The following is an 11,057-nucleotide window of genomic DNA, read 5'->3' as shown; positions in this document are numbered from 1 at the left end:
AAAACGACCTCAATGCCAACGCCAACGCCAACGCCAACGGTGGATGAAAAAAGCGTCATCCACCCTACGTGGCTCCGGATCGCAGGCATCAGAACTCCACCCCTTTCTGCGCCTTCACCCCGGCCTTGAAGGCATGTTTGACCAGACTCATTTCCGTTACGGTGTCGGCCGCTTCAATCAACCCTGGCGGCGCGCCTCGTCCAGTAACCACCACGTGCTGCGGCATCGGTCGCGATTCGATATCAGCGAGCACGGGGTCGAGGTCGAGATACCCGTATTTCAGCGCGATGTTCAGCTCGTCGAGCACCACCAATCCAATGCCCGGATCGGCCAACAACTCGGCCGCCACCGTCCAGGCTTCACGTGCCTTGGCGATGTCGCGCTGGCGATCCTGGGTTTCCCAGGTAAAGCCTTCACCCATCACGTGATAGCGGACCTCGTCAGGAAAGCGCCGAAAGAAGGTTTCCTCACCAGTGCTCGCAGCGCCCTTGATGAACTGCACCACCCCGACCTTGATGCCGTGGCCGAGCGCACGGGCGACCATGCCGAAGGCCGAGCTGCTTTTGCCCTTGCCGTTGCCGGTGTGCACCAGCAACAGGCCGTACTCGTCCTGCGCCTCGGCGATTTTCGCGTCGATAACCGCCTTCTTGCGCTGCATCCGCGCTTTGTGTCGCTCGTCGCGCCCTTCCATCAGTGCACCTGCCGCGTGCGACTCAGGCGCAGCGCCGAAACGATGCCAATGTGCAGGACCAGCGCCGTACCCGTGTAGAAAGCCATGTTGATCAAATGACGCGGGAAGTACTCACCGATACGGGGCAGGAAGCCAGTCAGCGTCGGCTCGGGGTAGCGACCGGAGAAGAAGTAGAAGCCGCCGCCAGAGATCAGGTAGGCGACGAAGGTCGCCGCCACCAACGTCATCACCAGCAGCGTCAGGCTACGCAGGTCGTCGCGCTGCCAGCTGGCGAACAGCCGCCCCGCCAGCCACAGGCTGCCATAGGCAGGCACCAGCGCCCAGTAAGCCGGCGACAGACACCAGTCGCTGATGCTGCCGCTGGCCAGTGAGCCGAAATCCAGCACGGACGCCTCGGCGAACAGCAGCACGAACATCCAGCGCGGGCGCAGATAGAAGCCGGCCAGGAAGAAGATCGACCAGCTGGCGCTGGGCAGATTCTCGACGCTGGCGAAGTGCTGACCACGGGTCATGGCCATCAGCAGGATCAGCGCGGCGCCTATTGCCAGCTGTGCGCGCGTGGAAAGGACGTGCATGGAAGTGCTCCTTGGGTGGGGTTGTCGGTCACAGGGCCTGGTAGCGGACGGTGAAGTACACCGCGCGGCCGGGCTGCTCGTAGGTTTGTGTCGTTTCGTATTCGCGGTCGAACAAGTTCGCCAGCTTGGCCTGCAGGCGCCAGGCCTCGTCGATGCGGTATTCGCCGCGCAAGTCCATCAGTGCGTAGCCGGGCATGCGGGAATCTTCGACATTGCTTACCTTGTCGAAGCGCTCGCTCGCCGCATACAACGAAGCGCCCAGGCCGATGGCGCCGAATTGGCGATCCAGATCCAGGTTGAACTGGCGCTTGGCGCGGCGCTGCAGCAAGTGGCCATGGTTGGCCTTGCTGCGGTCCTGTGGATCCATGAAGGTCAGGTTGGCGGCCACGTTCCAGCCGGCCAGCACGGTGGCGACGGTGGTTTCGATACCACGGATGCGCGCCACATCGACATTCTCCGGACGCATCGGGCTGCTGCCCGCCCAGACGATCAAATCCTCGATCTGGTTTTCATAGGCGTTGACGCTCCACTCGCCCCAGCCGTGGCTGCCGCGGACGCCGATCTCGTAGCTTTCCGACTCTTCCGGTTGCACGTCCGGGTTGCCGGCAGTAGACGCGCTGGCCGGGTAGTACAGGTCGTTGAAGGTCGGCGCGCGATAGGCCGTCCCGTAGGCGGCGGTTAGCGTCAGCGCGTCGCTCAGGTCGAAGCTGTAGCCCAGGCTGCCGGTATCGTGCGATCCGAAAAATTCGTCATCGTCGCGGCGCAGGCCGGCCTGCACGCCATGACGACCGAAAGCGGCCTGATACTGGATGAAATAGCCTTTGTTGTAGCGGCTGTCCTCAGCATAGTCGCCGCTGCTGTCGATGCGGTCCGTCTGGTAGTCCATGCCGAGGCTCAGCACCTGCGCCTCGCCGAGACGCAGGTCGTTCTGCCAGCTCAGGCTGTCGCGGCGAGTGTCGAAGCGCGAAAAGAAGTTGCCGTCCTGGAAGTTGTCGCTCAGGTCCTCGCTATGCGCCGCTTGCAGAGTGACGTCCCAGAAGGCCAACGGTGAGAAGCGCGCGCGGCCGCTGATCGCTTGCAGGGAGCCGTCGCTATAGGCGTCGCGACCGCTGGCACCGCTGCTTGAACGACTGTCGAAGTCGCTGTGGTTCTCGCTCTGCAGCCAACTGCCGTCGAGTTCCAGACCGTTGTCGAGGCGATAGCCCGCACGCAGCAGAGCGGACAGTTCACGATAGCCGTCAGCGTCCGGCTCAAAAGCATTGGGCGCAGTGCTGCGGTAGGCGCGGGCATTGATGCCATCAGTGGACTCGCTGGCCACGCCGAGGTTGAACCAGCCATTGCCATGGCCGCCGGCCACGCCGGCCGATCCGCTATAGCTCGAACGCGAACCGGCGCCCACTGAGAAGTATGGTTTGACACCATCGGCACCGCCGCGGCGGGTGAATATCTGGATCACGCCGCCCATCGCCTCCGAACCGTACAGGCTGGAACGCGGCCCACGCACGATCTCGATGCGCTCGATCTGCTCCACCGGAATGCTTTGCAATGCGGCGCTACCGGAGGTGGCCGAACCGATCCGGACGCCGTCGATCAGTACCAGTACATGTTTGTCGCTGGTGCCGCGAATGGACACCGAGGTGCTTTTGCCGCGACCGCCATTGCTGGTGATGCTGACTCCGGCCAGACGCTGCAGCAACTCCGGCACGTTCGTGGCTTGCTGGCGTTCGATTTCGTCGCGAGTGATGACACTGCTGGACGCAATGGACACCGGCGAACCACCGGTGCGGCTGGCGGTGATCAATTGCTGGTCCAGGTGCAAGGCAGCGCTAGACTCGGCAAGTACATAGGTAGGGAGGCCCAGCAGGACGACTGCCAGGGAGAGGGGACTTCGCATTGGTTAGGGATTCTCCGTCGTGCCCGCCGCACGACATACAGTCGATAAAGGCAGACGGAGAGAATGAAAGAGGTGCAGGTGCAGGCAGCCGCACCCCGATCAGCGCCCGCCGCACTGCCGTGGAATGCGACAGGCCGGTCTCCGGGCTTGCGAGCGGACGCATGAAGCATCCCGAAACCACGCCTTCCCATGCCTGTGGCACAGTGGCTGTGAGCGGTTTCTTGTCTCGCCTACCGTTGCGGGGGCAGCGCCGGAATTTTCGTGAGAATGGACCGGCTTCCCTGTTTCACCCAACTGGCTTTTCGCCAGGGGGCACCTGAAGCAGCGCGGAGGTTAGTCCAAGGCTCTACGCAGCGCAACTGGAAGCGAGCCAGCCAGTGCCTCGGCACACTCGAATGCACTTCGCTGGCGATTTACCGGAACGCCAGACGCTGATCGGCTTCGAATGCAACAATGATCCACTCGCCATCGGCCCACTAACCGAGAAACGCCAGCCTAATGACGACCATCGTGCAGATCTCTGACACCCATTTCGGCACTGAGCAACCGGCCGTGGTACAGGCCATGGAAGAACATGTGCGCGAGCACCGCGCCGACCTGTTGATCTTTTCGGGCGATATTACCCAGCGCGCCAGAGCCGAGCAGTTTGCTGCGGCACAAGCATTCGTCCAGCGATTGCACGGTCATGGCATAGCCGAAACGCTTGTAATCCCAGGCAATCACGATATCCCGCTGTACAACATCTTTGCGCGCTTCCTGACACCTTACCGAAACTACCGCCGACACTTCGGGGACGATCTTGAGCCCACGTTCGAAGATGACGAAGTGTTGATAATCGGGCTCAACACCACGCATCCGCGGCGGCACAAGGATGGGTTGGTCACCGAAGAGCAGGTTCTAGCAGTCACGCAGCGGCTCAAGCGGACCGACCCGAACAAGCTGCGCATCGTGGTCGCGCACCAGCCATTCGGTGCGATGGTCCTGAGCGATCTGAGCAATCTGCAGCATAACGCTGATGATGCGTTGCATCGCTGGGCTGACGAGGGACTGGACCTGGTAATGGGCGGGCATATCCATCTGCCCTACGTATTGCCGTTATCCAAGCAGTACCCCGGACTTTCGCGGGAGATATGGATGGTGCAGGCCGGCACTACGCTGTCGTCGCGGGTCCGCGGCACCTCACCGAACTCCTTCAACCGCCTGAAGCTCCATCCCGGCACTGACAAGAAAGCCTGTGTCGAGCGCTGGGATTTGCTGGATGACTGCTTCGTGCTGGGTTCGCACTTCAATCTGCACTGGTAGTGCGCAGCGGGCCGCCCGTTGCAGGCACCCGCTGTGAACGAATGACCTCAGCCGATTGCGCCTGCCACTGCCAGCCCGGTGAGGTACACACCAGCAAAGCCCAGATTGAACGCAACGAACAGATATAGGCTGTACCTGAGGTAACTGCCAAAGGTCAGTCCTTGCACCTTGCTCATGGCGACGATCCCGGCGGCGGAGCCAATCACCAGCAGCGAGCCGCCAACGCCAACCGAATAGGTCAGCACCATCCATTCGGCGATGCCCATTTCCAGACCGGACTTGAGCAACGCGGCCGTCAGCGGGACGTTGTCGATCGAGGCCGACAGCACGCCCATCAGGTAGTTGGCCAGCACCGCCGGAACCTGGTCATAGATGCGTACCAGCCCGTCGAGTACATGGATCTCCTTGAGCATGCCGACCAGCAGCAGAATGCCGAGGAAGAACAACAGGGTTTCGAATTCAACCTGGCGAACGTACTCCAGGATCGGATCGGTTTCGATGTCGTCGCTGAAGAAGCGCGCCACCAGGAACATGATCGAAAGACCGGTGAGAAAGGTCAGCACCGGCGGTATCTGAAAGAAAAAGTTGCCGGCAATGGTGCACAGAATGGTGCCAAGGAAAATCAGTGCAATGGCGATATCGACCCGGCGCACGTCGGTACGGTGGCTGTTCACCACCACCTGTCCGTTCATCCCGACCGAAAGCAATGCCGCCAACAGCAAGACCGCTAAAAACGCCGGGAATGCCAGCAACAGCAATTGCAGTATTTTTACCTTGCCGGCAAGGAAGATCATCAGGGTGGTGACATCACCGGTGATCAGCGCCACGCCGCCGGAGTTGACCGCAAACACCACCAGAGCGGCGTACTTAATGGTCTTCTCTGCGCTGAGTTTGAGCGACATGATCAGGGTTATCGATACGAGAGTCGCGGTGATGTTGTCCGCCAGTGAAGAGAATACGAAGCAGAATGTCGCGGTCAGGAACAACAGCGCGCGCTCACTGATTCGCTTGGGCAATACCAGATAGATCAGATTCTCGATCATGCCCTTCTTGTTCAGGTAGGCGACGAAGGTCATCGCAGCCACCAGAAAGATCCAGAGCCCGGCAATTTCCGCGATGTTCTCGTTGAGGCTGTCCAGCACCAGATCGCGCTCAGCGCCTTCGGGCGAAAAAATGAACAGCAGCATCCAGGCCAGGGTGCCGAAGAACAGCGTGACCTTGGCTTTGTTTACATGGGTTATTTCTTCCAGAACGACACCAAGCAGAGCGGCCACAGCGAGGCCGATCAGCAGGTACTGAAGTACTACAGGCATGGGGCACCAAATGTATAAGAGGGAACGGTTCGTGCGCGGCTAGCGCACCCGAGAAGTTGGGGCGCGGATCATAGCCAAAGCGCGACAATTCGACAGCTGGCAGATGTCAAATACGGTGTATTTCCAGATATTCCATGTGGAATCAATGACGAGGCACGAATCCGGCAGGCTTGCTAGACAGCCAGTCAACGAACGTGCGCAAGCGAGGATCGCTCAACAAGGCGTCGCGACTGTTGAAGGTGAGCGCCAGCTCCTTCTCGCTGAACAGGCGATGGATCTGGTTATGACAGGGTCGACAAACCCACAAGGTGGCGGTGATCCGCGCTTCCCGTCCGAAGCGCTTGCGCACGTAGGTTTTGCCATGCAGAGCTTTGGGAATCAGATGATGGCGAGTCAGCGGCGCCTGACGGAGGCAGAGCTCGCAGGCATCAGGCTGGTCCGGAAGTCGCATGATCGGCGCCATTGAAAGAGCCTCGAGTCGCAATGCCAAACGCGACCGCCGTCAAGGTTTGCTAGCCCTGTCCGCCGGCACGCAAGAAGTGCCCCGCTCCGGGCTCCCATCCCGATCAGCCGCAGGCAGCTACGGATTGCGAGCGAGGCGCTCGCTGTCGAGAACGCGCTTGGCACTGAGGTAGTTTTTCTGCCAATAACGGTTGGAAAGACTGTCCAGGCGTACGGTTCCACCGGTCGATGGCGCATGGACGAAACGTCCTTCGCCCACATAGATTCCCGCGTGGCTGACATGGCGCCCACCACTGGTAGCGAAGAACAGCAGATCGCCCGCTTTCAGCGCATCGCGCTTGACGGCCTGACCGTGCATGGCGTTCATCTCACGCGTGGTCCGTGGTAGCGCGACACCCGCCGCTCCTCGGTAGACATAACCGATCAAACCGCTGCAATCGAAGCCGCCGTCAGGTGTATTACCGCCGTAGCGATAAGGCGTGCCGACCAGACCCAAGGCGGTGAACAACACCTCTTCGGCCGTTCCGGGATATTGCTGCGTCGGCCGGGGTGCAACGACCGTCGGCTCGACCGGCGCCCGACTGGAGCAGGCAGTTACCAGGACGGCAGTTACCAAGACGGTCAGGAAACGGGCCAGAAGGAGCATGACAGAGCGGTCCAGGCAAATGAGCCATCACTCTGCCGGCATGCGTTTGCGGATGCAAGCCCGACGCAACGCTCTTTCAGCGGTCAATGATGAGTGGGAACCGCGCTGGAATCGTGCGCCAGCGCCAGGACACGCTTGGCCTGCATGAAACTGGTGCGCCAGTACTTGTCGTCCAGGCTATCGACACGAACGCCTCCGCTGCGGCGACTGGCCGAGTGAATGAACTGATCGTTGCCGATGTAAATGCCGGTGTGGCTGACACGCCCGCGGCCGCGATTGTTGAAAAACACCACATCGCCGGGCTCGAGGTCGCTGCGGGCAATCTTCGGCGCGTCCAGATTGATCATTTCGCGAGTCGAACGCGGCAGGTCGATTCCCGCTTCCTTACGAAACAGAAAGCCGACGAAGCCGCTGCAATCGAAGCCCGTCTTGGTTGAGCTGCCCCCGTAGCGATACGGTGTGCCAACCAGCTTGAAGCCGAGCTCCAGCACGCTATCGGCCAGTGCCGGGAGTTCGTAGCTTTGTTCGTCGGCGAGTTCACGCAGTTGCTGTTCCGTGGGCTCTTCCGACTCGGACTGGGCACCGCTCTGCGCGTCGGACATATTGTCAGAAAAGTCGAATGCGAAGCCCTGCGGCACGACCGGAACTTCGGACTGCTCTGGATGAACGGCACAGGCCGCCAACAGTATGATCAGAGAGATGGGCAACAGCGGTGCGAGGCGTTGGCGCATGGCACTAGACATGTCGGGAAGTCAGAAGTGGCGGAACTATGCCTGCCGACGCCCCGTGACAGCAAATTTAATCAGTGTAAATGTGACGAACTAGCCGCGGCAAAACGTCTGAGGCGGCCTCGGCTATATGAACATCGACCAGGAGCGACAGCTCGCTGGCGGCCGGGTCGATCTGCGCCGTAAAGCCGCCACTGTTTCGGACGCGAAGTAACGGTTCGACAATATAGGCAAAACTTGCCGACGTCCCCACCGCCACCACGACGTCAAAGCCTTCGAGCAACTGAGCCTGCAAGCGCCCCAGCGCCAAGTCCGGCAGCATTTCTTCGAACAGCACCACTGGCGGTCGCAGCACCCCACTGCAATTTGCGCAGCGCGGAGGCAAGGGGCGGATGAGATGGCTCGCCAGTTCAGCACCTTCCTGACCGCACACCATGCAGAACAGCGGTGCGAACGTGCCGTGAATTTCGATCAGACGCTGTGGCGGGCTTCCCGCCGCCAGGTGATAACCGTCAACGTTCTGGGTCAATACCCAACAGTCCGGTTTGCGCCGCTGCAGTTCAGCGATGGCAAGGTGACCGACGTTGGGCTTGGCGGTCATGCAGGCGCGGCCGATTTCAGCCAGGTATTTCCAGCACAGCGCTGGATCGAGATCGAGCATCGGCCCGGACAAGGCGGCTTCGATCGGCAGGCCATCTTCGGTGTGACCGTTATAAAGTCCGCCCACGCCACGGTAGGTCGGTAATCCGGAGTCAGCCGAAAGCCCGGCGCCGGTGATGATCAAGATGCGCTCCGCTTGTCGCAACGCCTCGCCGACTTGCTGAATGCCCCCGTCCAACCCTGCCCTCCTCCGCCATCGACTTTTGCGCTTCGACCCGCCCTGCATGCTTTTCACGAGGTCCTCGATAACGCTTCGACTCGAAACGCATCGACCTTAATGATTGACGGTAAACGCCAGCATAGCCGACAGCTGGCACATGGGCCGACCGCTGTCGTTGTGCCATTGATTGAATAGCGCTTGTACCGCCGCCTGATCGCGCTGACTACTGGGAACCTTGTCGACCACCTTCTGCGCTTTGAGCGCCGCGACCACGTCGTTGCTGGGGATGAAGGTATCCTTGCCCGCCATGCGCAGCAGGCGCGGCGCCGATAATCCGCCGAGCTGGCTGCCGTGCTTGGCCAGGTAACGCCACAGCCCGACGATATCGGTTACCGGCCACTCGGCGATCAGGTTGCCGAAGCTGCCGTGCTCCTTGGCCACGTCGAGCACGAATTGCGCGTTACGCGGCACGCTCTTGAGCTTGCCCAGGTGCCGGATGATGCGGGCGTCTTGCATCAGACGCTCGATGTGCTCACCGCCCATGAGTACCAGCTTTTCCGGATCGAAGCGGAAGAACACCTCCTCGAAGGCCGGCCACTTGGCATCCACCAAGCTGTGCTTGAGTCCGGCGCGGAATATTCGCAGGCTGATCAGCGACAGGTAACGGTCATCGGGAACGGCCCGCAACTCATCGGGGCTGTTCGGTTGCGGCAGGCGACTTTCCAGAGCCGCGGCTGAACCGAAACGATTGAGACAGTATTCGTGCAGCCATTTGTAATCGTGCATGCGGATCCTGAAACTTGAATCAAAACGAGCCGCACAGGGTGCCCTTGGCAATCCGGCCCCGCAAGCCCGACCGTCGCGGTCGGGCTTGCGGAGTTATCCGCGTAGGCGCACCGCGGCTTGGCGCAGCATCCGCTCGGTTGCCACCCAGCCTAGGCAGCCATCGGTGATGGAGACGCCATAACGCAGGCTTCCGGCCAGAGACTGACAGCCATCGAACAGGTGACTTTCTAGCATCACCCCGCGCAGGCTCGACTCTCCAGCCAGGCGCTGATCGATGACAGCGTCCAGCACTGCCGGCTGACGCAACGGGTCCTTGCCGCTGTTGGCATGGCTGCAATCGACCATGATCCGCGGCGCGATGCGCTGGCGTAGCAACACTTCGCGTGCCAGGGTGACGCTCTTTTCGTCATAGTTCGGCCCAGCGTGCCCACCACGCAACACCAAATGGGTATCCGGATTACCACGGGTCTGCACCAACGCCGGATGCCCAAGGTCGTCGATGCCGAAGTGCTGGTGCGCGTGCTCGGCCGAGCGCATGGCATCGCAGGCGATTCCAAGGCTGCCGTCGGTGCCATTCTTGAAGCCCACCGGCAGATCCAGGCCGCTCACCAGTTCCCGATGAATCTGCGATTCGCTGGTACGCGCGCCAATGGCGGCCCATCCCAACAGGTCCTCGAAATAGCCGGCTGCCAAGGGCTGCAGCAATTCGGTGGCGATCGGCAGACCGCGCTCGAGAATGTCCATCATCAACCGACGTGACAGGCTCAGGCCTTCGGCCATATCGCCACTGCCGTCCAGGTGGGGATCGTAGACCAGCCCTTTCCAACCGATCGTGGTCCGCGGCTTTTCCACGTAGGCCCGCATCACCAGCAGCAGCCGATCATCAACCTGAGGCGCCAGCTCAGCGAGGCGCTCGGCGTATTCAAGTGCGGATTCAGGATCGTGCAGCGAGCACGGGCCGACCACGACGAGCAGCCGCGGGTCGCTGCCATCGAGCACGGCGCGGATGGCGCTGCGGTCGGCATGGATGCGTGTGGCGAGCGCGGCACTGAGCGGCAGGCGCTGACGCAGAACGGCGGGACTGGGCAACGGATGAGCGCTGCGTTTAGACGGGGCAGCGTGGGGATTGCAATCGACGAGTTGAGCGGAAATCGGTGCGTTCATGATCTGGCGGTCCTTTGGCCGGCGCGGCATCTTTGCCGCGTCGGCGCTAGCGAAGTGTTCGGTCTAGAGGTTTCGGGGTGGCAGCGTTGAAACGGCTAAATCGCCAGTCATCGCGGTAGGTGCGGTAAGCGTTGCGGTAGCTGTACATGATGGTGTCCTCGGCTCGAGTGGCCTTTTCAGGCCGGAAAAAAACAAACCCCCGGTCGGGTGGCCGACCGGGGGTTCGAAAACTGTCTGGTGGCGACCCTGCTTGCTAGGGCGCCGGAGGGGGATCAGGCGCGCCTATGGCTAAACCAATACCCAAAGTAATAACCATCAGCCGCGATCACTTGGCCACGCAATTGCGCGGCGCGCGCGGCACCGACGTTTGCATGAGAAAGGGAGGCGAGGCTGAGGGACATATTGAACTCCTGAATGGCGCTTACCTTACTGCTGCAAGCTGCTCGCCGCAAGCATATAGCCTGGATCAGCAGCGTTCCGCCTAGAACCCCAAGCCAAGTCATGGGCGCGATTCACACGGCGGGTGGGCTGAAGCCCGCCCTATATCAAGAGCAGCGGCTGGTTCGAGCTACAGCCGCAAGCATAAAAGCCGAGCAGCGTATCGGCGCCAGGCCGCACGCATCCTTGCGCTATCAACTGGTAGGGTGGGCTTCAGCCCACACAACGGTGCGGGCAT

The 11,057-nt window shown here is 61.2% G+C and carries 11 protein-coding genes and 1 riboswitch; of the genes, 1 reads left to right on the top strand and 10 read right to left on the bottom strand.

Annotated features, from left to right (window positions below):
- Positions 1-88: 88 nt before the first annotated feature.
- From cobO to btuB, 3 genes are read right to left on the bottom strand one after another with little or no spacing between them, the layout of a single operon-like run.
- Positions 89-691, bottom strand: coding sequence for a cob(I)yrinic acid a,c-diamide adenosyltransferase (gene cobO, locus CH92_RS07550; protein WP_025241166.1), 603 nt, complete (start codon positions 689-691; stop codon positions 89-91).
- The gene (locus tag CH92_RS07545) at positions 691-1,266 is read right to left on the bottom strand and encodes a hypothetical protein (RefSeq protein ID WP_025241165.1); all 576 of its coding nucleotides are present in this window, start codon (positions 1,264-1,266) and stop codon (positions 691-693) included. Before CH92_RS07545 ends, cobO begins: the two co-directional genes overlap by 1 nt.
- 28 nt (positions 1,267-1,294) lie before the next feature.
- On the bottom strand, positions 1,295-3,160 hold the full coding sequence (gene btuB, locus CH92_RS07540) for a TonB-dependent vitamin B12 receptor (protein WP_025241164.1): 1,866 nt from the start codon (positions 3,158-3,160) through the stop codon (positions 1,295-1,297).
- 115 nt (positions 3,161-3,275) lie between these two features.
- A riboswitch (cobalamin riboswitch) is annotated at positions 3,276-3,495 on the bottom strand.
- 163 nt (positions 3,496-3,658) lie between these two features.
- Between btuB and CH92_RS07535 the strand changes: the two genes are divergently transcribed.
- Positions 3,659-4,462 (top strand): metallophosphoesterase family protein, encoded by an 804-nt coding sequence (locus CH92_RS07535; protein ID WP_025241163.1) that lies wholly within the window; start codon positions 3,659-3,661, stop codon positions 4,460-4,462.
- Between the two features lie 47 nt (positions 4,463-4,509).
- On the opposite strand, the gene nhaD is transcribed toward CH92_RS07535, so the two are convergent.
- From nhaD to CH92_RS07500, 7 genes are all read right to left on the bottom strand, one after another.
- Positions 4,510-5,775, bottom strand: a complete 1,266-nt coding sequence (gene nhaD, locus CH92_RS07530) for a sodium:proton antiporter NhaD (protein ID WP_025241162.1) — start codon at positions 5,773-5,775, stop codon at positions 4,510-4,512.
- Positions 5,776-5,917: 142 nt separating this feature from the next.
- Positions 5,918-6,238 carry a hypothetical protein gene (locus tag CH92_RS07525; RefSeq protein ID WP_025241161.1) on the bottom strand — a complete coding sequence of 107 codons (321 nt, stop codon included), beginning with the start codon at positions 6,236-6,238 and terminating at the stop codon, positions 5,918-5,920.
- 117 nt (positions 6,239-6,355) lie between these two features.
- Complete coding sequence (locus CH92_RS07520; protein ID WP_025241160.1) at positions 6,356-6,883, bottom strand: C40 family peptidase; 528 nt, start codon at positions 6,881-6,883, stop codon at positions 6,356-6,358.
- A gap of 83 nt (positions 6,884-6,966) precedes the next feature.
- Positions 6,967-7,614 carry a C40 family peptidase gene (locus CH92_RS07515; protein WP_025241159.1) on the bottom strand — a complete coding sequence of 216 codons (648 nt, stop codon included), beginning with the start codon at positions 7,612-7,614 and terminating at the stop codon, positions 6,967-6,969.
- A gap of 67 nt (positions 7,615-7,681) precedes the next feature.
- Positions 7,682-8,449, bottom strand: a complete 768-nt coding sequence (locus tag CH92_RS07510) for an NAD-dependent deacylase (RefSeq protein ID WP_025241158.1) — start codon at positions 8,447-8,449, stop codon at positions 7,682-7,684.
- Between the two features lie 96 nt (positions 8,450-8,545).
- A complete protein-coding gene (locus tag CH92_RS07505) occupies positions 8,546-9,217 on the bottom strand; it encodes a DNA-3-methyladenine glycosylase I (RefSeq protein ID WP_025241157.1) in 672 nt (223 codons plus the stop codon).
- Positions 9,218-9,310: 93 nt separating this feature from the next.
- Positions 9,311-10,381, bottom strand: a complete 1,071-nt coding sequence (locus CH92_RS07500) for a 3-deoxy-7-phosphoheptulonate synthase (protein WP_025241156.1) — start codon at positions 10,379-10,381, stop codon at positions 9,311-9,313.
- Positions 10,382-11,057: the final 676 nt, after the last annotated feature.

The organism is Stutzerimonas stutzeri, from assembly GCF_000590475.1.
GTDB lineage: Bacteria > Pseudomonadota > Gammaproteobacteria > Pseudomonadales > Pseudomonadaceae > Stutzerimonas > Stutzerimonas stutzeri_D.
Note: the sequence above shows the minus strand (reverse complement) of the source record. Positions and strands in the feature narration are given on the sequence as shown.